Source organism: Mesorhizobium sp. ESP-6-2, assembly GCF_020164675.1.
Classification (GTDB): Bacteria; Pseudomonadota; Alphaproteobacteria; order Rhizobiales; family Rhizobiaceae; genus Mesorhizobium.
Map to the genome: position 1 here is coordinate 23,424 of NZ_JAIUGT010000010.1, position 24,041 is coordinate 47,464.

16 protein-coding genes are annotated in these 24,041 nt (G+C 60.5%); 13 read left to right on the plus strand and 3 right to left on the minus strand.

Features of this window, described 5'->3' with window-relative positions; genetic code table 11:
• Nucleotides 1-3 precede the first annotated feature (3 nt).
• Genes icmH through LB532_RS23550 form a run of 8 tightly spaced genes read left to right on the plus strand, consistent with a single transcriptional unit; the run spans nucleotide 4 to nucleotide 10,123 of the window.
• Entirely contained in the window at nucleotides 4-1,326 is a 1,323-nt protein-coding gene (gene icmH, locus LB532_RS23515) for a type IVB secretion system protein IcmH/DotU (protein ID WP_140640651.1), read from the plus strand.
• Between the two features lies 1 nt (nucleotide 1,327).
• Entirely contained in the window at nucleotides 1,328-4,864 is a 3,537-nt protein-coding gene (gene tssM / locus LB532_RS23520; protein WP_140640653.1) for a type VI secretion system membrane subunit TssM, read from the plus strand.
• Nucleotides 4,846-5,388: a type VI secretion system-associated protein TagF gene (tagF, locus tag LB532_RS23525; protein ID WP_224557247.1), complete on the plus strand. Its 543-nt coding sequence runs from the start codon at nucleotides 4,846-4,848 to the stop codon at nucleotides 5,386-5,388. The genes tssM (LB532_RS23520) and tagF overlap by 19 nt, the downstream gene beginning before the upstream one ends.
• Before the next feature lie 59 nt (nucleotides 5,389-5,447).
• Complete coding sequence (locus LB532_RS23530; protein WP_140640655.1) at nucleotides 5,448-6,500, plus strand: DUF2169 domain-containing protein; 1,053 nt, start codon at nucleotides 5,448-5,450, stop codon at nucleotides 6,498-6,500.
• Nucleotides 6,497-7,555, plus strand: a complete 1,059-nt coding sequence (locus LB532_RS23535; protein WP_224557249.1) for a beta-ketoacyl synthase N-terminal-like domain-containing protein — start codon at nucleotides 6,497-6,499, stop codon at nucleotides 7,553-7,555. The genes LB532_RS23530 and LB532_RS23535 overlap by 4 nt, the downstream gene beginning before the upstream one ends.
• Nucleotides 7,555-8,475 (plus strand): DUF4150 domain-containing protein, encoded by a 921-nt coding sequence (locus LB532_RS23540; protein WP_224557251.1) that lies wholly within the window; start codon nucleotides 7,555-7,557, stop codon nucleotides 8,473-8,475. The genes LB532_RS23535 and LB532_RS23540 overlap by 1 nt, the downstream gene beginning before the upstream one ends.
• Nucleotides 8,472-9,407 (plus strand): type VI immunity family protein, encoded by a 936-nt coding sequence (locus LB532_RS23545; RefSeq protein ID WP_140640657.1) that lies wholly within the window; start codon nucleotides 8,472-8,474, stop codon nucleotides 9,405-9,407. Before LB532_RS23540 ends, LB532_RS23545 begins: the two co-directional genes overlap by 4 nt.
• Complete coding sequence (locus tag LB532_RS23550; RefSeq protein WP_140640659.1) at nucleotides 9,404-10,123, plus strand: hypothetical protein; 720 nt, start codon at nucleotides 9,404-9,406, stop codon at nucleotides 10,121-10,123. The genes LB532_RS23545 and LB532_RS23550 overlap by 4 nt, the downstream gene beginning before the upstream one ends.
• Nucleotides 10,124-10,125: 2 nt before the next feature.
• On the opposite strand, the gene LB532_RS23555 is transcribed toward LB532_RS23550, so the two are convergent.
• The 3 genes from LB532_RS23555 to tssI are packed head-to-tail and all read right to left on the minus strand — an operon-like array spanning nucleotide 10,126 to nucleotide 13,977.
• A complete protein-coding gene (locus LB532_RS23555; RefSeq protein ID WP_140640661.1) occupies nucleotides 10,126-11,211 on the minus strand; it encodes a HEAT repeat domain-containing protein in 1,086 nt (361 codons plus the stop codon).
• Nucleotides 11,211-11,639, minus strand: a complete 429-nt coding sequence (locus tag LB532_RS23560) for a DUF6484 domain-containing protein (protein ID WP_140640663.1) — start codon at nucleotides 11,637-11,639, stop codon at nucleotides 11,211-11,213. The genes LB532_RS23555 and LB532_RS23560 overlap by 1 nt, the downstream gene beginning before the upstream one ends.
• Nucleotides 11,640-11,649: 10 nt before the next feature.
• A complete protein-coding gene (gene tssI / locus LB532_RS23565) occupies nucleotides 11,650-13,977 on the minus strand; it encodes a type VI secretion system tip protein TssI/VgrG (RefSeq protein ID WP_140640665.1) in 2,328 nt (775 codons plus the stop codon).
• 250 nt (nucleotides 13,978-14,227) lie between these two features.
• Here tssI and tagH point away from each other — a divergent pair, with 250 nt between their 5' ends.
• The 5 genes from tagH to LB532_RS23590 all read left to right on the plus strand — a co-directional run bounded on the left by tagH (nucleotide 14,228) and on the right by LB532_RS23590 (nucleotide 24,033).
• Entirely contained in the window at nucleotides 14,228-15,283 is a 1,056-nt protein-coding gene (gene tagH, locus LB532_RS23570; protein ID WP_140640667.1) for a type VI secretion system-associated FHA domain protein TagH, read from the plus strand.
• Nucleotides 15,284-15,708: 425 nt separating this feature from the next.
• Nucleotides 15,709-17,079, plus strand: coding sequence for a type VI secretion system protein TssL, long form (gene tssL, locus LB532_RS23575; protein WP_318011239.1), 1,371 nt, complete (start codon nucleotides 15,709-15,711; stop codon nucleotides 17,077-17,079).
• A gap of 22 nt (nucleotides 17,080-17,101) precedes the next feature.
• Nucleotides 17,102-20,659: a type VI secretion system membrane subunit TssM gene (tssM, locus tag LB532_RS23580; protein WP_140640671.1), complete on the plus strand. Its 3,558-nt coding sequence runs from the start codon at nucleotides 17,102-17,104 to the stop codon at nucleotides 20,657-20,659.
• Between the two features lie 156 nt (nucleotides 20,660-20,815).
• Nucleotides 20,816-21,595, plus strand: a complete 780-nt coding sequence (locus LB532_RS23585; protein WP_140640673.1) for a PP2C family protein-serine/threonine phosphatase — start codon at nucleotides 20,816-20,818, stop codon at nucleotides 21,593-21,595.
• Complete coding sequence (locus LB532_RS23590) at nucleotides 21,595-24,033, plus strand: serine/threonine-protein kinase (protein WP_140640675.1); 2,439 nt, start codon at nucleotides 21,595-21,597, stop codon at nucleotides 24,031-24,033. Before LB532_RS23585 ends, LB532_RS23590 begins: the two co-directional genes overlap by 1 nt.
• Nucleotides 24,034-24,041: the final 8 nt, after the last annotated feature.

Genomic DNA, 24,041 nt, shown 5'->3' on the forward strand with positions numbered 1-24,041 from the left:
ATGATGAGCGCCGATGATCCTTTCGGACTTTCGGAGGATCGCGAACGCACTCGCATAAAATTGAGTGGCACCCCGATGCCGCGGCCCTTGGCGCCCCTTTTGCCGGGCGCGCCAGTAAGGCGGTCTCGCACCCACCCGAATGCGCTTGTCAACGCATTCGCGCCGTTGCTCGAGTTCGCTCCCGAGCTTGAGAGCGCGCTGCCGCCAGAAAATCCGGAAATATTGCGGACCCGATTGCTCGAAGAACTGGTTCGTGCACGCGACACTGCAATGTCAACGGGGTCCTCGATGGAGCGGGCCGACAAGGCAGCCTGGCTGGTGGCGGCCTTGCTCGACGACCTGGCCCTGAACACGCCATGGGGCGGCGCTAGCGCCTGGCCGCGGCAGCCGCTCGTGGTCATGCTGCGCGGCGATGTCGATGCCGGCACGCAATTCTTCACGCGTCTCGACGAACTTGAGCGCCATCCGAACCGGGATCGCGAATTGCTTGAGCTGCAGTATGATTGCCTGGCGCTGGGCTTCCGTGGCAAGTATCGTGTGCCTGGCCGGTCAGGCGACCGCTCGCTCAATGCCGTTCGCGTGGCGGCCGCCCGCGTCCTGCGTGATGCCGATGCCGATGGCGCGCCGCTGGCGCCAAACTGGAAAGGTGTCATCGCGTCCGACGAGCCGCAGCGCTTCATCGTGCCGATCTGGGTTATGGCGCTCGGCGCGGCGGTTATTGCCACAGCGATCCATATTGGGCTGTCAATGGGATTGAGCAGCCAGGCGGTCGAACTGTCCGCACTTGTTCGCGCCCTGCCCCCGCCTGCGCGCGGCGACATCATCCGTGCGTCGCCCAAGGTCGATGCCCCGCCACCGGAGAAAGTGGATTTTGCGCTGTTGCCGGAATTCCAGGCCGGTGCGCCGGCCGAGCTAAAATCTGCTCTCAGCGGCACCGAGAGCGTTTCGCTTGCCAAGCTGATCATCCAGGCTTCCAATCCCGAACTGTTCCAGTCGTCGCGGCCACAACTGACCGAGGGCTTCGAGCCCCTGATCGGGTCGATCGCCAAGGTGATCCTCGCCAATCAGGACCTGATCGGAAACATCACGGTGGTCGGTCACACTGACAGCGTTCCACTACAAAAGTCCAATCCGCTGTCTACCAACCAGCGCCTGTCCGAGGCTCGCGCCCGCACGATCGCCGACATGCTGGTCCAGAACGGAGTGCCGCAGGACCGGGTGCATTCCGAGGGCCGGGCGGCCACCGATCCCGTGGCCAGCGACAGCACGCGCGAGGGACGAGCCTTGAACCGCCGCGTCGAGGTGATGGTCGAAAAGAGGCTGTGAGATGTTCATCCTGCGCTTCATCTGGGCAGTCCTGACTTCGCGCTGGCTGTGGACGCTGATTGGCCTCACCCTGCTTTCCTTGGTAATCTGGATCTTCGGTCCGATCGTCAGGGTCGGTCCCTACGAGCCCTTCGCTTCCGAGAATGTGCGCATCGTCATCATCGCGCTGCTGGTCATTTTCTGGCTGGTCTGGCTGATCGTCGCCCAGCGCCGGGCGATCCGCGCCAACCGCCTGTTCGTCGCCGAGATTGCCGCGCCGGCGGTGGAAAAGCCGCTTAGCCCGGGCGAAGAGAACGTCGCTGCAGTCGGTGCCAAGTTCGCTGATGTGATGGCCGAACTGAAGCGTCGCAAGCTGGGCGGGCGCAAGTTTCTGCGTGAGATGCCATGGTACGTCATCGTCGGGCCGCCGGCGACCGGAAAAACCACGGCCTTGCGGCAGTCCGGGCTGAACTTTCCGATCGACCTTACCGACGATTTGCAGGGGGTCGGGGGCACACGCAACTGCGACTGGTTCTTTTCCGAGAACGCGGTTTTGATCGATACTGCCGGTCGCTATGTCCAACAGGAGAGCCAGCCCGACGTCGACGCGGCGGAATGGCTGGGCTTCCTCGACCTTTTGAAGAAGCACCGGGGCCGCCGCGCGCTGAACGGTGTGATCGTCGCGCTTTCGATTGACGTGCTTTCGGAAGGCGACGAAACCATCAAGGCGCATGGCCGCAAGATCCGCCGCCGGTTGGCCGAGCTCAACGACCGGCTCGAAATCCGGCTACCGGTCTATCTGATGCTGACCAAGGCCGACCTGATCAAGGGTTTCGAGGCTTTCTTCGGTGGCTTGTCCACCGCCTCGCGCGAGCAGGTATGGGGAACGACCTTCGCGCCGGACGCACATGTGGATGCCAAGACCATCGAGCGCGAAATCTCAACGCTGGCGACTGAGCTCGAACGGCGCCTGGTGCCACGCCTTGAGGACGAAGACAAACTCGCCGCCCGTGCCGAGATCTTCCGGTTTCCCGCCCAACTCGCAAGCCTGTCCGAACCGATCCAAGTGCTGGTCGAAGCGATGTTCGGCGAAAGCCGGTATGAGGAGGCCGCTTGGCTGCGTGGCCTCTACCTGACATCGGCGACGCAGGAAGGGGCGCCCATCGACCGGCTGACCGCCGCGCTGTCTTCTTCCTTCGGCCTTGCGCCCCGGCGGGCCCTGCCCGCACCAAGGGTCGAGAAGCGCAGCTTCTTCCTGAAGAACCTGCTCACCGAAGTCATCTTCAAGGAAGCCGGTCTCGGCACGTTTGACCCGCTGGCGCAACGCCGCCGCACCTGGATCTGGCGGGGTGCGGCTGCTGGCTGCGCGGCGGCGGCGTTGCTGGCTGGTGGGCTGTTCACCTGGGCCTACTTTGATAACCGCAACGCGATCGCGGCCCAGGCGAGCCAGTTCGAGGCGCTGCAAGAGCCGCTGACCGCAATTGCCGCAAACCCTGCATCGGTTGAGCAACCTGCCATGGATGGGGCGCTCGAGGCGATGGACACGGTTGCCAACGCTCGCACACCACCGCCGGGCGCGGCTCAGGATCTGCTAGGCCCATCAGCCTCGGCGGAACTGGCCAGAGCACAGGCCGACACCTACGATCACGCTCTGCGTAACGTGCTCGAACCACGGATGGTGGCACTGCTCGAGGCGACGATGTGGCGACAGATTCGCGATCCGGATTTCATGCTCGGTGCGCTCAAGACCTATCGCATGATGATCGGCCTGTCGCAGATGGATGCCGACTACGCCCAGAACTGGTGGGTGAACAGCCTGCCCGAATTCGCCGCCGCCGCACCATTTCCGACAGCCGATGCCGAAGAACATCAGCTTGCCGCCATCCGGCGCATGACCGTCGATGAAAGTTATATCGCACCGGACCAGGCCCTGCTTGGCGAAGCGCTCAAAACGGTTTGCACCATTTCCTTGCCGGCACGTGGCTACAAGCAGTTGCTGGCCGACCCCGCAGTGACCGGGCTGAAGGAATGGATACCGGCCAATTTCGCCGGCCCAAACGGGGGCAAGGTGTTTGCGCGGCGTTCCGGCAAGACACTTCGCGTCGGCATTTCGGGAGCTTTCACGTATTCCGGCTTCCACGACGTCATTCTCGACCGCATCGACGATGTCGCCGCCCAGGCGGCGCTCGATCGTGCCGTTTTCGCCGGCGGCTGCTCGGAAAACGCCGAGACTTCGGTTTCGGCGCTGTCTGAGGATATTCTGAAGCTCTACTATGACGACTACATCGCCCAATGGGACAGTTTCCTGCGCGACATGAGGCTTGCCCCACTGGCCGATCTCAATGTCGCGAGCGAAAATCTGAAAGACCTGTCGAGTGCCGATTCGGCGCTGAAGCGGCTGCTAACGTCGGTGGTTCAAGAAACTGAACTGACACGCTCCGATGACGCCCCTGCCGACAACAAGGCGGCAGCCAAGGGCGCTTCGAAACTGCTCGGCAAGCTCGGCAAGCTGGGCAAAATGGCGACATCAGGTGCGAAACTGCTTCCCCGCGCCGGGTCGGCCAGCGAGGTCGACCTGACTGGCAATCTGGTAGCCGAACATTTCAAACCGCTCAAAAGCACGATCGCTGAGGTCGACGGCCAGCCGCCGGCACTGGATGCCGCCGTTGTCGCGCTGACCGCGCTTTCGAACGTCCTGCAGACGGTTACCGCGAACCCCAATCCGCAGGATGCCATCAAGAAACAGGGCGGCCTTGCCGAACTGACCGGTGCGGTGGCGAGGCAAGCGCAGATCCTGCCCGACCCGATCAACGTCTGGCTGAGCGGGATTGCCGGCGACACCAGCAATCTGACCCAGAAGGCGGTCACTTCGGAACTCAACGCAATCTGGCGGGCCGACATACTGCCTTTCTGCCAGGCGGCGCTGAACGATCGCTATCCCTTCAGCGAAGACAGCGCGGTTGACGTCAATCTGCGTGACTTCGCCAGGCTGTTTGGACCGGCCGGACTGATCGACGGCTTCATCAACGACCACCTGATCAACTATGTCGACACGACCAGCCAGCCATGGAAGTGGCGCGCCGATTTCGGCCTCGATCCTGCGGCGCTGGCGGCGTTCGAGCAGGCCAGGCACATCCGCGACGACCTCTTTCCCGGGGGCACCGGACCGGTGATGAGCTTCACGCTCGAGCCGAAGGACCTGTCTCCCAACGTCACGCGTGTGACGCTCAATCTCGATGGCCAGAGTCTCGTCTACTACAACAACGCGACGCGGCCGCAACCAATGACGTGGCCCGGCAAGGACGGCACCGGCGTCATTTCACTCGCCTTCCAGCCGATCGACGGATCACCGGAAGTCCTACTCAACGAGACCGGCAGCTGGGCGTGGCTGAGGATGCTGCGCGGCGGCCGTTTCGCCGGCACTTCGCTGACGGACGTCTACAGCCTGCGCCTGGGAACGAAAGGCATGTGGGCCGATTTCGAACTCAATGCCGCCAGCGTTGAAAACCCCTACAACCTGGAAATGTTCAAGAAGTTCACATGTCCACCGCAGATATAACCCTGCCCGGCTTTTACGGAAAAATGCCCGCCACCGGCGATTTCGTGACGCGGCGGCTCACGGGCGACTTTGTTCGCGGCTGGGACCGCTGGCTGGCGCAGCACATCGTTCCGCTGTTTGGCTCGGAATTTTGGCCATGCACAACCGCGCTGCGCTTCCTTGCAGGCCCGGCTTCCTTCGGCGCATCGGCAGGCATCATCGTGCGGAGCACCGACAGGGTTGGCAGACAATTCCCTTTGACCATCGCTGCGCAGCTTGCTGAGGCGCCCGTTCGGCTGAGTGAGGCCGAGGCGTGGTTTTCCAGCATCGAAGACGCGGCCATCGCCGCCCAACAGGGCGAGCTGACGCCCGACAAATTGGATGCCGCGCTGGGCGCCATGCCGGTGCCGATTGTCAAGCCAAGCGACGAGGTCATCAATGACATGGTGATGTGGACCGCCCGTTCGGAAATTTTCGACATCGACCCTGCGTCGCCGCAAACGACACTGGAACAGATTTTCGCGGCCAGTTGGGAGACCAACTGATGGGAACCGGAAAACTTGTACGCAAACCAGTTCGCGGGCATTGGAGGAGTCTGGCCTGAATGCTGCCATTGTCAAACCACACACCATTCGCAGCGGAAGGCCTGTGGACGCGCGACGGGCGCGGCCACGAAGTGTGGTTGCTGGCGATCAAGGCTTCCTTCCAGATCGATCCCGCCGGGAAACAGACCCCCCTGAAGGTGCAGATTCCTGTCAACATGGCGCCGCTGTTCGCCGCCGACCCCAACGAATTGATTGATGACGACGATTTCAACATCGAGAAGAAGCACACCGACGTGCTGATTGATGGACATGTTTACACGCCTGACGGCCAACCGAATATCGAATGCTCGGCCCGTCTGAAGGTCGGCGATCTGGACAAGACCGTCAAAGTGACTGGCGACCGGGTATTCGTGCCCGGCCCGGTTTCAGTCCGCATCAGCCGCCCGGAACCATTCGTCAAAATGCCGATCAGTTGGCGTCGCACCTACGGCGGCACGGATGATGAAGCGTCCCAACCGGACTGGGATCCGCGCAATCCGATCGGCGCCGGCTTTGCCGTGAACCCTCAAAGGCTGGTTGGCAAGAGGGCGCCCAATTTCGAGTATCGCGACGCTCCCTACCGCGATCACCGCAGTGGCAGGCCCGCCGGTTTCGGTCCAGTCGCACACCATTGGCAGCCGCGCGCTAAATATGCGGGCACCTATGGCCAGGAATGGAAGAAGACGCGCAACCCGCTCCTCCCTCGCGATTTCAACCGCCTGTACTATCAATGCGCGCCGGAAGATCAGCAAACCAAAACGCCGCTGGCCGGCTATGAGGACGTTCGGCTGGGCGGATTGACCGCCGATGGATTTATGCAGTTCCTTCTGCCGCGCCTGACCTTCGAGATTACGACGCATTTCAAAAACAAACCCGATATCAAACACGAAGAGGCTTCGATCCACACGTTGCGCCTCAGACCGGATGATCGGCAGTTCATCATCACCTGGCTCTCCGCACTCCCCGTGCCGTACGACGAGGAGAAACTCAGCACCAGCACCATCCGCATTCGACGGCGCACAGGCGTTTCTACCGCGGTCAGCCGCACCGGCGTTTGGATAGGACCTGAATGATGGCCGGTGGCGACACCATAGTCATCATCGGGGTTGGTGCCCGTACGCCGCTCGGATTTTCCGCCTCGGCCAGTGCTGCGGCCGTGCGCGCCGGTATATCTGGCATCCAGAACCACCCTTATATGATCGATCGTTTCGGCGAACGGATGAAGGTAGCGCTGGACGTCGGCATCGACACGGCGTTGAACGGTGCGGATCGCGCAGTCGCGATCGCCACCTCGCCGGCGCTCGATGCCCTGGCGCCCTTAAGGGGCATTGGCCAATCCGTGCCGGTCGCAATGATTGTATCCACCGGTGAGCCACGGCCAGGGCAGAATGGCGATTTCGCGGCCAGCATATATGCCCGGCTTCGCGCCAGGCTATCGCGAAACGTCGCGCTCGCAGGAGGCGGGTCCAACGCTGGCGGTCATGCTGGCGGGATGCTCGCCATTCACCACGGCTGCAAGCTGCTTAGGGAAGACAAAGCCCAATTTTGCTTGGCAGGCGGTGTGGATACCTACCTCGAACCGGAAACATTGGAGTGGCTGGACGACCAGGAGCAACTCCATTCCGATGAGAATACCTATGGATTCTGCCCGGGTGAAGGCGCCGGGTTCTGTCTCATGACAAGGCTACAGACAGCGCGAGACTTCGTTATCAAACCTCTGCTGGAAGTGGTCTGCACGTCCGTGGCTAGCGAAGAGAACCGGATAAAAACGCAAACCGTTTGTCTTGGAGAAGGCTTAAGCACGGCATTTCAGCTTCTGTTTGACGATGCCCCGATCGATCCGGTTGACCGCATCATCTGCGACATGAACGGCGAACGCTACCGCGGCAATGAGTATGGTTTCGCGGTTCTGCGCAATCCCGCTCGGTTCAAGGATGCCGCCGACTTCGAGACGCCGGCGGATTGCTGGGGTGATGTTGGCGCTGCATCAGGTCCGCTGTTCGTCAGTCTGGTCGCCGAGGCTGACGCCCGAGGGTATAGCAAAGGCCCGCTTTCCCTGATTTGGGCGAGTTCGGAAAACGGCACGCGTGCAGCCGTGCTGCTCGGTGGCCCAAGGAGCACACGCTGATGCCCACGCACATCACCGTGAATGGACTTGGCCTCACGCACAAGAGTTCGACCGGTTTCTCGAAGGCCACGATACCCGATATCTGCAAAACGCCCACTCCCGGCGGCCCTGTCCCGATGCCCTACCCGAACTTCGCGATGAGCAGCACGCTGGGAGACGGGACCACAACGGTCTTTGCCAAGGGGGGCACGATGATCGCCAACAAGGGCTCACAGTACAAGATGTCCACCGGCGACGAGCCGGGAACTGCTGGCGGCGTAAAGTCGAACACCTTTAAGCAAGCTACCGATTGGATCACTTACTCCTTCGATGTTAAGATGGATGGCAAGAACGCTTGCCGTGATACCGACAAGAAATTCCACAACAACAAAAACACCGTCGACCTGATGGGGAACGTCAACCCGGCACCGGGCACAAATTCCACGTTTGACGCCCTGAAGAAGATGGTGTGCGAATGCGATGTGGACGAAAAGACGATCAGCGATGTCCCAAAATCTCCCAAGACGACCTACTGCCTGCGGCTAGGGGATGCGAAACATGACTGCGTTGATAAGAAGATCATGGATCATAATGGACAAGGGAAAAAGCCAGTCATCGGCGCCGAATCGGGCTGGAAAAAGGACGATCCATTTTCCGAGAATCCAGCGACTGACATGGTTGGCTTTTCGAGAAAGGGAAGTCGGCAATGGCAGCGCAGCGGATCTGGCTGGCCCGACGCGGTAGGAATGGATGAAAACGGCGACCCGCAACAGTGTTTCGATTTCAAGTTCAAATGCAAAGGGACGAAAAAGAAAGGCGCAAAGGCGACAGGTTGGGGAAAAGGTCAGCTTAGAAAGCAGGAACGGATAACTCGGGAATTTGGAAGCGATCCCGACAAATATCCGCCTATTAAGATCTGCAACGTCGAGTGCTATCAATGACCACCGAAAGCGATCTCACAGTTCGAAATGAGCACGGCACGATCGTAGCGCTACCGACCATTTGTCTATCACTCTTCAGCGGCGATTCACTCGCCGCCGTGATGTTGGCGGCCGCCGATATCATTGAGCGATATGTCAAGCTTATAGGTTCCGACAAGCTGGCAATACGGTATGACGCTGATGGAAATGATCGCCCACTAACCCCCAATCGATATGCTCGCGACCTTAAGACCCTGAGGAACGCGCAGCCCCGCCAGACGATCGAGGAAATCCTCTATGACTCAGCGATCGATGAATGGGTCGGGGCGTATTCCGTTAGCTTTTTCGGGATCGATCCCAATTCCGAGGACGCCGGACCGGAGGAGGCGAGCATGCTCATTCTAACTCTTCCATTTGATGCAGTCATTAGCATTGGTGCCCACGCGTTGGCCGAAGAATTTCGGCAAATGGCTTCTACCTTTTCACCCCTTTCTTACGGTTATGCATCGTATTGCCTGCGTAGGACGGAAGCTACCTCCCATATGGCGACTGGGAAGATCAATGCATTGATTACTAGGTATATAGGCCTAGACCCGTCTTATTCACCGATGAAGAATAAAATGCGAGGAAAGACTTTCGGAGCGCATTGGATAGACTTTATTGGAAGGCCTCTCGTTGAGAAGCTCAAACGCTCCAGCATCATCGCCGATGTCCAGCATGCGGTGGTTAACGACCTTTCGGATGGAGGTTTGATGATTCAGAACTCCAAGGCGCCTGCCCTCGGTGACGTCAATCGGCGGGCAATGGATATAGGGGCCATGCCAGAGACAGCGAGAGCACTAAAATCACTTCGCAGTCGCGTCGCAAACTTTGGTGATCCAATTTTCGATGCGCAAGACTGGCTTGCGCGCTTCGACGATCTTGAGGTTGCGGATTGGAACAACGCGCCATGATCACGCGACCGTTCACGATTAAGCACCAACCTAGTCGAGCATCCGGCCAGATCGAATTGAACGTCCTGTTGAACGACAAGGTTGACGCAAAGCTCGTTATCGAGTCGATCGACCGGGGAATTCGCTCGATCGAAAGCCTCGCAGCACTTTCGCCGGATCCTAGAAGCGCTGGATTTTCTATATTGGATCAAACGCGCATCGGAAACGCGTTCCGATGGCATCTGCATTGTCCGCTAGTCGACCCTTCCCTTCTCGCCAAAATTATCAACATCGTTCACGGTGCCAGCCTTGAGAACAATAGCGTCAAGGAGATCACGCTTGTTGCAGGGGGAGCTGATCTGGACTTGAAATTGGCGGAGGGGCCAAAGCCATTGGTAGCCAGCTTTCCATTCGAAATACTAAACGAGACGGAGGGGCCGAAATTAACGGTGCTGCTCGAATTTCAGGACGTAACGACCGAAGAGCAACGTGCGCCATTTGTCGAAGCTTGGGACAACTTCGCGACGCTTGCCGAACTCGGCGCATTCTATGATCTCGAGCACCCACCGGGAAAGGCTTTCGCGGTAGCTGATCACTTTCCGCTCTTCAACGCATTGGAAATAGTTATGCGCTTCGAGCGCTACAAGTTCGACATATCCCACCTTTCCGAGCTATTCGGCGCATTCTCGACCCTCCATCGATCATCAGCACCAGTAGAGCGCGTCATCGTATCCTGACACTAAGCGGCAGGATATCCATTTCTTTCCCCCCACTTCTTAACCTTCTCCGCCACTGGTGTTCTGGCGCCAAAATCTCCAAAATGATCGTCAAAGGGCTGGCCTAGTGCGGCCGGGTCGAGCGTGAACAGATCCGCCTCCCTAGCCTCCGGAAACAGCTCCAGAAGCGCACTGCCGGCCGCCACCGCCAGCGCCGGCGTGCGCATCTGGTGGATCAGCCAGTGCAGAATGTTGCGGTCGCCCAGCATGCCGGCGCCGCGCACCGCCAAAGGCGCAGTTTCAGGTGATTTGAACAATCCACCCATCCAGGCGCGAACGTCATTCTCGGGCGCGGCCTTGGCCGCTGCGCGCAGCGCCGTCATTGCGGCGGGGCCACCGCCCACCGCCACCTTGCGCAATTCAGGGCTGGCGAGATCCCCTGAGCCGAGTTCAGTCAACGCCCAAGCGGCCCAGAACCGCGGGCGCTCTTCGGCATCGTTCAAGGCGGCTATCAATTCGCTGACAAGGTCGGTGCGTTGTAGATTTCCGGCGAGGCGCAGGCTGGCGGCGCGAACGCGCGCATCCGGATCGCGGACAAGTCGAGCCAGCATCTGCTTCGGATCGACGTCATGCCCGAGGCAGGCCGATACACCGAGAAATCGCTTGAACGCATCCTGCGCGCCGATCCAGTCGCGCACCTCGGTGGCGATCGTCTCCGGCTTATGCCACGCCAGCGCGCCAACCAACCCGCATGCGTCATCCTGGCTTTGACGGCCGAACTCGATCGCCTCGACCACACGGCGGCCGTCGTTCAGTTCGAATGCCATCCATGCGTAGAGGAACAATTCGCCTTTCTCAGGAAAATCCTCATACGCTGCTACGATAAACGGCCAAGCGGCCGGTCCAGCGATACGCAGGCCATCCAGGTTGGCTTCCAAGCGCCGGTCAACGCCGGCGATCACATGAAGGTCCGGCGGATCATCTGTAATCAGCGTGTCGCGCTGCGCCCAGAAGAAGGCGGCCTGCTCGGCGTGCTGTCTGACGACGTCCGGTACGATGCGCCCCTCCGGCGCGCCTTCCGATTTTGGCTTTCCGGTTGCTGCCGCCATCAGTTGAGATCAATCGATCCGCCACGAATGCGATTGGTGGCGCTGGCTTGGCTCGTTACATAGGTCCCGCGGATTGTGATGCGGCCGTCCTTTTCCATGAGGATCGTCGCCTTGCCGCAGCGTAGTTCGATACGCTCTTCCCCAATGACGCGAACGCGCTCACCGTCGCGCACGACGTGCGGAGCTACGGTCTTGCGCGCCGGGTCAACAACGCGGCCGACGATAAGCGGCTTGACGGGATCACCCTCCTGAAAGAGCAAAGCCACCTCGGAGCCGACCATGTCGGACGTCAGTCCCGTCAAGCTGCGCGCCGGCAAAGCCGTCTCATGCGGATTGCCGGGGAAAATCACCAGTGGCGACCCGGCGTCGTCGAAACCGAGAAAGATACCGATCACCACACCGTCAATGCGTTCGCGAACTTCATTCATCGCTCCATCCTCAATTTTCGCTGATCTTCGAGCCCTTCATGGTGATGTCGCTTGATGCCTTGATGCTGATCTTGCCAGAGCCCTTGATCGAAATATCCTTGCCCTCGATCGCGATCGTGCCGTCTTTCTTCATCATGATCTTTGCCGACCCAGTCTGGATTAGGATCTCGTCGCCCGCATCGATCACCAGCTTCTTGCCGACTTTGACGGAACTGTTCTCGCCGACGTTGATCGAGCTGTGCTTTGCAATACCCAGCGAATGGGCACCTCCGACAGTCGTTGAATCGTCGGCCGCGATGGTGGCGCTACGCGCCGCGCCAACGCTGAAAGTCTGTGCGCTTCCGATAGTGACGCTCTGATCCGCTCCGACATTGACAGTTTGCGCCGCCGCTATATTCCAGCTGTCCGCTGCCCCGATGTCATGGCTCTGCGCCGCGCCCACGGTGACCGACCGCGACGCGCCGATCGTGTTCGTCTGCACCGTCCCGACAGTTCGTGTCTCGTCGGCGCCAACCGTGTCGATGCGTGCTGCTCCCACTGTGACGGTCTGGACAGTCCCCACCGTCTGAAAATGATTGGCGTCGATATTCTCCGTCGAGTTCGAGACGACATGGATGGTCTCGTTGGCCATGACCGTCAGCGAACGGTCGGCACCCACCGTCTCGGTGTCGTTCGAGCCGATGTTGGTGGTCTGGTCGACCCCGACCTTTACCGTCTTGTTGTTGCCGACGTCCTCGTCGAGGTTGTGGCCGACGGAGTGCTTGGCATCATGGTCGATGCGGTCCGACTGGTCGTGCTGGACCACCTTGGTGCGGTCGTGCTTGATCAGAAGGTTGTGGTCCTTCTGCGCCTGGAAATTGACCAGTTCGGAGCCGGCTTTGTCCTCGAACATCAGCTCGTTGTAGCCGCCGCCGCCTTTGGAGGAGTCTGACTTCCAGCCGGATTGAGTGGCGCTGCCCGGCAGGCCGTAAGGCGGCATCTGGGAGGCGTTGTAGACCCGGCCGGTGATGATCGGCAGGTCCGGGTCGCCCTCGATGAAATCGACGATCACCTCCTGGCCGATGCGCGGTATCTGGATGAACCCCCAGCCGCTACCGGCCCAGGTCTGCGAGACGCGCACGAAGCAGGAACTGTTCTCATCCTTCTTGCCCAGGCGGTCCCAATGAAACTGCACCTTCACCCGCGCATATTTGTCGGTGAATATCTCCTCGCCGGATGGACCGACCACCGTCGCCGTCTGCGGCCCGCGCATGATTGGCCGTGGCGTGATCCGTGGCGGACGATAGGGCAAGGCGGTCGGCGCCAGGCCAAGGATCACCTGGAAGTTCTCGCTGTCGACGTCGGCATGAGCCCTGTAGCCGGGGTCGAACAGCCTGTATTCGGCGCTGACCACCAGATATTGCTGGTTCTGGTCTTCGCGCGGAAAGCCATCAAGCTTGAATGTGCAGCCCGAATAAAGGCCGCGCACGGTCCCGACGGCAGCGATGCGCTGGTGCACGGCCTGAATTTCCTCGCGCCGGACCGCGGCCAGGCTGTCGCCCCGGCCCACTTCGAGATGAGCGCCGGGCTGGCGGTAGTTCTCGCCCGCAGCCAGTTTGTGACTGAACGGCTGGGCCGACTTGGCCATGAGGTCGGCGCCCGGTTTCTTGAAATCGTAATCGGTGTGGACATAAGCGCCTGGGCGCACCGAACTGCCCGGTATCCATTTGGTGATGTACTCGACATCGCGCCGGGAACCTTGACCTTCAAAGTTATAGAGCACTTTCTCGTAGCTTGGCGCAGCCTTCAGCTTGCTCATCGCGTCAGCCAGGACAAGCGTGTGCTTGCCGTCATCGTGCTCGAAGAAATACAGGATGCCTTCATGCTCGAGCAGCCGCTGGACGAAGTCCAAATCCGTCTCATCGTACTGCACGCAGTATTCGCGCGGGGGATAGGACCCCTGGAGGCGCAGATCGAATTCCGCCGCGCTGTATTTCTTGAAGATGTCCTTGACGATGTCGACGACGCTCTTGTTCTGGAAGATCCGGCAATCGCTGGTGTTGCCGAGAAACCAGAGCCACGGCCTGATGACTGCCTCATAGTAGGCCAGCCGATCCTCAATCCCGGTGAGCCGAAACTCCGATACGATGCCACTGAACCAGCGCTTCGGATCGGATTCACCTTCGATCGAGACCGGGCCACCCAGCATCTTCAGCGGATCGATATTGGAGTCGGTGCTCACGAACCCGACCGTGTAGGCAAAACAACGGCTGATCTCATCGCGCCCGACAAGATGCGTGAAGGTCAACAGCTCGCTGCCAACCGGTGTCTGGACAACCGTGGCACGTTCGTTCGGCATGGTCGTGCCCCTCCTGGACGCGGCCGCCGGTGTGGAGGATTTAAAGGTCCCGCAACCCGTTGAGGAACTTCTTTTGGACCCGCCGCACCAGACTGTGTTGAGACTAGCACACGTTATACCGCTGACCAAAGGGCTGCATGGTCATTGGAGCTTGCCCCCTCGATTCATCATCCCGAAACGCTGCTGTCCCGTTGTGCGCGCAAACTGCTACAATGGCGCAATATCGGTAACCGATCGACGGCGATCCAGGATGTACATCAGCCTGCAAATCAACAATGCCGACACCCTACCCGCTGGCAATTCGACCCGCTACGCGGCGCGCGATCGTGGCTTTGAAATCGGCCGGGAGGCCTGTGACTGGACATTACCGGACCCTGACAAGTTCATCTCCGGCCGGCACTGCGAGGTTCGATACGAGTCAGGCGCGTTTTGGTTGCATGATGTCTCGCGCAACGGGACCTATATCAACGGGTCGAACCAGCGCATGACCGGCCCGCATAGGCTGGATCACGGCGACCGGGTGCTGATCGGCCGCTATGTCATCTTCGTATCCATCGACGATGAGGGCGCCGCGACAGGCCATCCAAGTCACGGTTCAACGCAACGAGACAGGCCCGTCGCGACGGATAAGCCGTTCGAATTCGCCGATGAGCCAATCGTCACTCCGGCTGACCAAAGGCTCGAGAAGCGCGTTCCTGGATCGCCGTCCTCGTCGCGACCTGCGCCTCTCCCTTCGACCAGGGACGACGTGCTGCGGGAAATCGCTATAGGAGCCGGCATCTCGCCGGAATTGCTTCAATCGCGCGACCGCCATGAAGTCGCGGCCGAAATCGGCGCGGTGCTGCGGGCGGTGGTCGAGGAACTGAGCGTGCTGCTGAAAGCGCGCGCGGCCGCGAAAATGCTGGCCAAGAGCCCACAACGGACGATGATCAGCGCCGCCGACAACAATCCGCTGAAATTCGTCCCAGCAACCGACGACATCCTCGAAATTATGTTCGCCCGTCGCCGGGCCGGCTATCTTGATGCTAGGCGCAGTATTGAAGACGCATTCCGTGATCTCAAGACGCACGAACTTGCCACCTATGCCGCAATGCAAGCCGCGCTCTCCCGGCTGCTTGACGACCTGTCGCCTGAGGCGATCGGCAGGAAACTTCCCCCTACCTCGTTTACGTCGAAGAAGAACCAAGCCTGGGATGCCTATGTCGCGATGTGGCGGACCATGGAGGAAGCACACGAAAACGGCATGCTGGACATATTCCTGGCCTATTTCAGTGAGGCCTACGCAAAGGCCGCAAAGCACAAATAGACTGCTCCAAGGCCGCCGCGGTGCGGTCGTCGGCGAAGAAAATCGCTTCGGTGCACGGCATTGGTTCCAATCGACGTTTTCTAAGATTACAATCACATACGACAGTTCGCCAATCGGGTAAGGTTGATTGACCTGGGGTCTGCGGCAATGTCATGTTACGGCGGGATAGCGTCTTTCAGCCCACTTTGCTGCGGACACAGCCCTGGGCAGCAGCGCCTGAATTTCCTTTGCCCGATCACAATCCGTGTTGCGATGCTCTGGCGCCGCGTGCGGGACGGTAGGCGATGAGCTCGAAGGAGGATCCTTTCGGCCCCGCGGGCAAGACCGTCATTCGCGCCGCTTCAAGGCGTGAGCCGAAACCAACGCCGTCCCCTCAGGAGCCTGTCGCGGATGGCGGGCTGCCCCCGGGGGTGAAGGAATCAACGGTGTTCGATCCCGGCATCGGCCGGCGCAATGCGCCGGGCTGGATATCTGGGACCGTAATTGATCAAGGCGCTCGGTCCGGCGCGGCAGAACTCGGCGCTTCCGCGGCAGTGCCGACGCCAGCCATCCGGCAGGAGATCCTGGTCGGTGCCACGGCCAACGTCACTTATTGCGCCGCAAACCCGATCCTTGCAGCCGCTGCACCATTGTTGGTGCTGCTCGGCCGGCTCAGGCTTGTCCCGATCAAGAGGCAAGCGGGGCTGCTGGCTGACCATGTCGCCGAAGCGATTGAGAAGTTCGACAGAACGCTGGAGAAATCAGGGGTTGCCGAAGAAGATAGCCGGATTGCAAAATTTGCCCTGTGCGAAACCGCCGACGATCTCATCGGCAACCTACCCTGGCCGCAAACCGACGCCTGGGCGCGGCACAGCATGCTGTCGCAGTTCTTTCACACCGCGTCTGCTGGAACAGGCTTCTATGAAGCACTCAACAAGATCCTGGCCGATCCCGAGAAGCACTACGATCTGCTCGAACTGATGCATGCCTGCCTGTCGCTGGGTTTTGAGGGCCAATATCGAGGCCTGACGCGAGAAGAAAACAACCTCGAACGCGTTAGACGCGACGTCTACGAGACGCTTCGCTACTTCAGAGCGCGCGCCAGTGAGGACATCTCGCCGCGCTGGCAGGGTCTGGCGGCGACGATGGCGCAGCCGTCGGCCCGTCTGCCGCTCTGGGTCGTTGCGGCAGCGGCGTCGGCGCTGCTGACAGCGGCGTTCTTCGCGTTGCGGGTCTTCATCACCAATGAAGGCGAGGCCACCGCTGACGCACTGCTGGCACTCAATCCCTCCACACCAGTCACCATTGAACGAGCTAGCGTCGCGCCATTGGCTGAGCCGGTGAAAGTCACCCCATCCGCGGCCACAACCAAGCAGATCGATCGCATTCGCTCAGCACTGGCCAAGGACGTCGAAGGCGGTGCGCTGACCATCGGCACGAAGGGCGACTTCATCGTGGTGGAAATCAATAATCTTCTGCTGTTCCAGTCCGGCAGGGCCGAAGCGAAGCCGGAATTCCAGCCCATTGCTGCGGATATCGCCGCAGCCTTGGAGCCCGAACCTGGTCCAATCCGGATTGTCGGCCACACGGACAATGTGAAGCCGCGAAGATCGGGCCCGTTCAAGTCCAACTACGACCTTTCCGTCGCCCGGGCGAGGGCTGTCGAAACTATGATGGCATCGAAATTCAGCGATTCATCGCGGTTAACGGTCGATGGCAAGGGAGAGGACGAGCCGATCGCCGACAATGCGACGGCGGAAGGCCGCGCCAAGAACCGCCGTGTCGATGTGATGATCGCCAAGGAAGAGACATTATGAACGCGTTCTGTTGGCAGCGCCGATGAGGCTGTGGCTGCTGCGGATATTCAGCATGATGGCGCTGGCCGGTTTCGCCGCGGCAGTCTGGTTTGCGGGGCCGTTGATCCGTTTCGCCGATACTCCTCCTCTGGGACCTGCCTGGCGGCGCGTGGCCATCATTTGTGTGATCGCCTCAGTATTCGTCGTTTTTTATGGGCTGCGGTTTTGGCAAGCGAGAAGGGCGCAAAAAAAGCTCGAGACTGCCGTTGCACATAATGACGACCCCAGCGACGACTCGCGGGTGCTTGAAGCGCGCATGAATGAGGCCGTGGCTGCCCTCAAGCGATCTAGCGGCAAGCGCAACTTCCTCTATGAGATCCCCTGGTACGTCGTCATAGGCCCGCCGGGCGCGGGCAAGACGACGGCCCTGGTCAATTCGGGTCTGAATTTTCCGCTTGCCGGTTCGGGGGATGCTCAGCCGGTGGCTGGCGTTGGGGGCACTCGCTCCTGCGACTGGTGGTTCACCGACCAGTCCGTGCTGATCGACACGGCCGGGCGCTACACGACGCAAGATTCCAACGCTGAACGCGACAACAAGAGCTGGCTCGCCTTCTTGTCGCTGCTCAAGAGATACCGCACCAGGCAACCGATAAACGGTGTCATCCTGGCCATCAGCCTGGCCGATCTCATCAGCTTCGACGACCAGCAATTGGATACGCACATCGCCGAGATACGCAGCCGCCTGCGAGAAATCTACGAGACGCTGAAAATCCAGTTTCCAGTGTATCTGCTTTTCACCAAGGCTGATCTTGTTTCGGGGTTCATGGATTATTTCGGCGGCTTCGATGAGCCACGCAGACGCAAAGTATGGGGAGCCACATTCCAGACCGCAGAGCGCGACAGAAACATGTCCGGCCAGGCCCCCGCCGAATTCGATGCGCTGGCAAATCGACTGGCGGAGGAGATGACCGACCGCCTCCAGGAAGAAACCGATCCGGTCACGCGGATCGCCATATTTGGCTTCCCGGCACAGTTCGGCGCCCTCAAGGGCCGAATTGCGAATTTTGTAACCGGCGTGTTCGACCCGGTGCGCACCCAGGTCAATGTCAGCCTGCGCGGATTCTATTTTTCGTCAGGCACGCAAGAAGGAACGCCGATCGATCAGGTGCTGGGCGCCATTGGTCGCGATTTCGGCAGCAACTCCCGACCTCATCTCTCCGGAACCGGCAAAAGCTTCTTTCTGCACGATCTGCTGACGGACGTCATTTTTGCCGAATCCGGTTGGGTTTCATCCGACAGATCAGCTGACCGGCGGGCGGCGATCGTCAGATATTGCGGGCTTGCCGCAATTGCTTTGACCGCAACCGTCATATTGGGGGCGCTGGCCGTGAGCTTCGCGGCCAACCGCTCGCTCATCGCCTCCACGGCCCAGGCCGTAGCCCAATATCGCGAAACAGCTGATAAGCTGCTCAAAGCGACGACGGTGAGCGATGTCGACCTGGAAAACGTCATCGGCCCGCTCGACCAATTGCGCGACCTGCCGGCCGGGTTCGATATCGGCGGCTTGCCGACACCGGTCAGAGAGACATTCGGCCTCAGTCAGCGGGAGAGACTTCTTTCGGCATCCGAAACGGCTTATCGGCAAGCGCTGGAACGCATGTTCCGCTCGCGCCTGCTCATTCAGGCGGAGCGTACGATCCAAGCCAAGATGGGCGATCCCGTCGCACTCTATGAACCTTTGAAAATCTACTTGATGCTTGGCGGCCAGGCACCGAAGGTCGATGACGCGCTGATCGTTTCCTGGATGAAGCAGGATTGGGAACAGAACCGATACCCAGGCGAAAACAACCGAGAAGGACGCGGCCACCTCGAAAAGCATCTGCGCGCAATGCTTGCATTGGACGACGCCTATGATCCCATTTTCGAACTGAACCAGCCGCTTGTTGAAGCCGCCCAACGCTCTCTCGGTCGCATGAGCCTTGCCGATCGAGCGACCGCTTTGATCAGGTCGGCAGCATACGCGGCCGCGCTGGATGACTTTTCCGTTTCCTCCAAAGGTGGCCCGGAAGCGCAGCTGCTGTTCGAGCGTACCGACGGCAGTGATGTGTCGGGCCTTCGCGTTCCCGGGATCTACACCTATGCCGGCTTCAACAAATTCTACCTTGCCCAGCTTTCGCGCCTTGCGCAGATGCTTGTCGACGAACAATGGGTCCTCGGTGGCGGCGGCGAACAGGGCGACATCGATCAGCGATTGCTCGAGCTTGGGCCCGAACTTCTCGATCGTTACGGGAAGGAGTTCGCCGCAGCGTGGAACAGCGTTCTCGACCAGTTGAAATTCAAGACGATGCTGGCAGACAAGCCCCACTACATAGCCCTTTCAGCCGCTGCTTCCCCTACCTCGCCAATAAAGCGGCTGTTTGCGGCGATCGCCAATGAAACGGCTCTGACGCATGATCCAGGTGACAGTCCGGGCGTCGAGGCCGAAGCAGGCACGGCTCCAAACCAGCAACGGAGCGCCGTTGATTTAGCCAAGGGCCTGGCCCGCATCGGCATACACATCGCCAAAGGCAAATCGCAAGGTCGCGCCGGCACAAGGTCCGCTGACGCACAAAACCTGAGTCCGGGCGCGAACATTGAAGCGCGGTTCAGATCCTTCCAGACCTTGGTAAACGGCCCTGCCGGACACCGCCCAATCGATGCACTGACTCAGAACTTCAGCGATATCTACCAAAGCCTGCGACTGGCGGCCGACGTTCCTTCGCAGATGGAGCGCGTCAATAGCAATTTGCAGCTGCAAGTAGCGACCCTTCGCGCCAATGTCTCGCGTCTGCCCAAGCAGCTCGGCCGGATGGTCGACGCGACGGCAGATGAGTTTGAAGGCAACGTCGCCGAAACCTCGGTGGCAAACTTGAACCAGGTACTTGACCAGGCGGTCACAGTACCCTGTGAGGCAGTGATCAACGGTCGTTACCCCTTCGACGGCAACGGCACGCAGGATATCGCGGTGGAGGATTTCGCGAAACTGTTCGCCCCGGGCGGGCTGATGGACCGGTTCTTCGCACAATATCTTGCATCGCTGATAGACATGACCGGCCAGGACTGGAGTTGGAAACAAGATGCGCGCTTTGGACGTGACCTGTCGAAATCGACCTTGAAGGATTTCCAGCTCGCCGCGGAAATCCGCAATGCCTTTTTTCCATCGGGCGGTTCAGTGCCCTCCGTCAGCATCACCTTCACACCCTTCTCCCTGCATGGCGATGCCGACACGGCGATACTCGATGTCGACGGTCAGACTATCCAGAGCAACCAAACGGGCAACGGACCAGGCACGGTGGCCTGGCCGATCGGCACAGCTTCGGGATCCGCCAGTCTAAACCTGACGCCGGAAATGCCAGGCCGCGATTCCGCCATCCAGTTCGAAGGGCCGTGGGCCCTGAAGCGGCTTCTGGACAAGGCTGCCATCACCGGCAATGACGGAAGCCAGCAGGCCCGCTTCGTGATCGGCGGCCGCGACGTCACCTATACGATCCAGACAGGTTCGGGCACCAACCCCTTCTTGCTCCCTGCCCTTTCCGGGTTCACCTGTCCCAAGGCGTTTTGAGACGCAGATGTTGGATAGCAAGCCGCCGAAGCGCACAACCAGACGCAAACATATTTTAGTTTTCGATACTTTAATGGCTGAGCCTATGGCAAAGTGGCGTGAGCGCGCGCCCGAAGGTGCGCCGCGGAGGACGCTGAAGAAGCGTTTGGTGGCAAATTGAACAATGTCGCCCTTCCCGTTGAAAGCTTCGGCGTCAGCCACAGAGGCTGCGTGCGGGAGCTCAACGAAGACAACTACCTGGTCGAGCCCCAAACTGGCCTGTGGGCGGTTGCCGACGGAATGGGTGGGCACGACGCCGGAGAGGTCGCTTCAGCCAGTATCGTCGATCACCTTGCAACGATCGGCATTGCAAGCTCCGCACCTGATCTTCGGGCGCGCTTCGAGGACAGGCTGAGCAGGGCCAATGCCGAGATCCGCGGCATATCCGAATCGCGCGGCATAACAATCGGCTCCACTTTCGCTGCGCTACTGGTCATGGACGGGCGGTTTGCCTGCCTCTGGGCTGGTGACAGCCGCGTCTATCTGATCCGCGACGCCGAGATCTCGCAGATCTCGAAAGATCATACCGAAGTGCAGGAGCTCCTCGACACAGGCATGCTCACCGAAGCCGAAGCGCTCACCTGGCCGCGCCGCAATGTCATTACCCAGGCGGTCGGCGTCAACGACGAGGTTGTCATCGATTTCCAGCAAGGCGAAATCTTGCCGGGTGACGTTTTTGTGTTGAGCACGGATGGCCTAACGGCGCATGTCACCGATGCCGAAATCAAGGCAGCGACCGTGTCCGCAACAGCTCAGGCGGCCTGCGAAAACCTGCTGGAAATGGTTCTGGCGCGTGGCGGGACTGACAATGTGACCGTCGTGCTTGTGAAGATCGGCGGCGGGCACGTTAGACAATCGCCTCGTCCGGATCTGTCCAAAGCAGAGGGGCGACGCTGATGAGCGAGGACGACAAGACGCGGATATCGCCCGGCGCAGCCAACACCGTCGTGGGGACGCAACTCAGCGGCATCTATGAACTTGACGAGCGGATCGCATTCGGCGGCATGGGCGAGGTCTACCGGGGCCACAACATCCAGACCGGCGACCATGTCGCCATCAAGATCGTTTTGCCAGAGTTCGCCCGCGACCAAACGATCTTGTCCTTGTTTCGCAAAGAGGCGACTATCCTCAATCACCTCTCGCATGATGCGGTCGTACGCTATCACGTCTTCACGATCGATCCGGGCATCGGTCGGCCCTACCTCGCCATGGAATTCGTCGACGGCGCATCGCTGTTCGACATCATGCGGCGTGGGGCGATGCCGACGGCAGAGGTACGCAAGCTCTGCCACCGCCTCGCATCCGGCCTAAGCGCTGTGCACCAGGCCGGAGCAATACACCGCGACCTCTCGCCAGATAACATCATCCTGCCGGGAGACCGGGTTGACCGTGCAAAGATCATCGATTTCGGTATCGCACGCTCGGCGACCGTGGGCGGAGAAACCCTGATCGGCGGAAAGTTCGCGGGAAAGTACAACTACGTTTCACCCGAGCAACTCGGGCTCTACGGTGGCGACGTCAGTGAGCAGTCCGACATCTACAGCCTGGGGCTGGTGCTGGTCGCCGCTTTGCGCGGCAAGCCGATCGATATGAGCGGCTCGCAGTTCGAAGTCATCGAAAAGCGCCGGACTGTGCCCGATCTTTCCGATATCGACGATGATTTTCGCGGCATAGTCGAAGCCATGCTGCAACCGGATCCGCGGGACCGGCCGGTCAGCATGGCGGAAGTCGCCAGAATGACCCGTGACGAAGAGGCGACAATGCGGCCGCCTTCCGTCACGCTCCGCGAACAGCCGGGGCTGAAGCGCACAGGGCAAGGCTCTGCTCCGGAAAGCAAGAATGAGGCCCGGCCGCCGAAAGTCGAGCGACATGACAATGTGCCCGCGACGGGTGCAGGCGGGCAGCGCTTTGTCGAGCATATGCGGCCCCCGCTTTTGTCTGGGCCGCCACGTCCGGCCGTCCTCGCCTCGGGGGCGGGCACGGCTGATGTGCCTGGCCGACCCACAAAGGCCCGAACCATCACGCTCGCCGCCTTGGCGACGCTGGCTGTCGCCTCTGGGGGCGGCCTCTATCTGAACGGCATCATGATGCCCGCGACGCCGACCGTGGGCACGACGTCGCTTTCCGCTGCCGAGCCAGCAAGGCCCGCGCCCGAAACGCCGAAGCCCGCTCCGACGCACACTGTCGGTAACACCCGCGCGCCGCCAAAAGCGGTTCCGCCTGCGCAGCCGAAAGGGCGGGCCTCCACACCACCGGCTGAGGACCTGCCTGATGCTGTGGCAGCGCAAAAGCCGCCGGCGGCCAAGCCCGTCGACCTCCCCTTGCGGACCGAGGTCCCGCCAAAGCCACCCGCGACGGACGCGCAGCCGCCCGAAAAGGCACCGCCGATCCGATCCGATGCGATGGCCCCCGATAGGCAAACGCCGGTGTCGCCGTCAGAGGCGACCGCCCCAACCCTGCCACCAGCCGAAGCAGTCCAAACACCACCGCCGCCTCAGCCAGAGATTGTCGAGGCCAAAACGCCCGAGCTACGGACGAATCCGCCGCCGGCACCCCCAACACCGAAACCCAAATCCAATGCCGCCCCACCGGTCATCGCCAACGCCGACAGCCAAAATTCTGGGTTGCCGACAATCAAACAGCCGGACCAACCCGTCGTGGCGTTGAACGTCCCCAAACCAGCGATGCCCGCCAGCGTCGACGATATCGCGCAACGAACTGCCTGGGTTCGCCACTTCGGCGGCGGTGACTGTTTTTATGCTGCCGTGACGTCTGCTAGCGACAAAGCCGCCGCGATCGAAGGATTTGGCACGGCGGTCCAGCCATTCGAGCGCATGCTCGCCGACTTCCAGGCAAAATTCCATGTCGAACCGGACATCAGCGTCCGCCTCATTGAGCCAAGCCAATGCGAGGTAACCAATTTTCTGCGCTTTCTTGGGCAGACTGAGAACGCCCAGCCGAAGCTTGTGCTTGACCGGACATCTGTGCCGAACGGCACGCCAATCAGCGGCACATTGATGACGCGTGGCGGGCTCATTTCCAGCGTCCTGCTGATCGATCACAAAGGCATGGTTTTCAATCTCGACGACCGCGTCGTCGCAGAATCGGACAAGGCGACCTTCAGGATCCCAATTGGTCTCGGCGCCGCCGACAAGGCTGCTGGAAAATCCGTGCCGCAGATAATACTCGTCATCACTGGCCCTCAGGACATTCAGGCGGCTTCGTTCTCCAATCCGACGCCGGCTTCGGAGCTGTTGCCGAAAATCCTCGAGGAAATCGAAACCGACGGATCTCAGTTCTCAGCCACTGCCAAGTATTTTCGGCTCGGCGGATAGCATGGGCG

Bases quoted from the DNA above. Each gene is read 5' to 3' on its own strand.
- LB532_RS23550 (WP_140640659.1), top strand. From the start codon at position 9,404: ATGATCACGCGACCGTTCACGATTAAGCACCAACCTAGTCGAGCATCC.
- LB532_RS23560 (WP_140640663.1), bottom strand. From the start codon at position 11,639: ATGAATGAAGTTCGCGAACGCATTGACGGTGTGGTGATCGGTATCTTT.
- LB532_RS23590 (WP_140640675.1), top strand. From the start codon at position 21,595: ATGAGCGAGGACGACAAGACGCGGATATCGCCCGGCGCAGCCAACACC.
- LB532_RS23555 (WP_140640661.1), bottom strand. From the start codon at position 11,211: ATGGCGGCAGCAACCGGAAAGCCAAAATCGGAAGGCGCGCCGGAGGGG.
- tagF (WP_224557247.1), top strand. From the start codon at position 4,846: ATGTCCACCGCAGATATAACCCTGCCCGGCTTTTACGGAAAAATGCCC.
- LB532_RS23530 (WP_140640655.1), top strand. From the start codon at position 5,448: ATGCTGCCATTGTCAAACCACACACCATTCGCAGCGGAAGGCCTGTGG.
- LB532_RS23540 (WP_224557251.1), top strand. From the start codon at position 7,555: ATGCCCACGCACATCACCGTGAATGGACTTGGCCTCACGCACAAGAGT.
- tssM (WP_140640671.1), top strand. From the start codon at position 17,102: ATGAGGCTGTGGCTGCTGCGGATATTCAGCATGATGGCGCTGGCCGGT.
- icmH (WP_140640651.1), top strand. From the start codon at position 4: ATGAGCGCCGATGATCCTTTCGGACTTTCGGAGGATCGCGAACGCACT.
- tssI (WP_140640665.1), bottom strand. From the start codon at position 13,977: ATGCCGAACGAACGTGCCACGGTTGTCCAGACACCGGTTGGCAGCGAG.
- tagH (WP_140640667.1), top strand. From the start codon at position 14,228: ATGTACATCAGCCTGCAAATCAACAATGCCGACACCCTACCCGCTGGC.
- tssM (WP_140640653.1), top strand. From the start codon at position 1,328: ATGTTCATCCTGCGCTTCATCTGGGCAGTCCTGACTTCGCGCTGGCTG.
- LB532_RS23535 (WP_224557249.1), top strand. From the start codon at position 6,497: ATGATGGCCGGTGGCGACACCATAGTCATCATCGGGGTTGGTGCCCGT.
- LB532_RS23545 (WP_140640657.1), top strand. From the start codon at position 8,472: ATGACCACCGAAAGCGATCTCACAGTTCGAAATGAGCACGGCACGATC.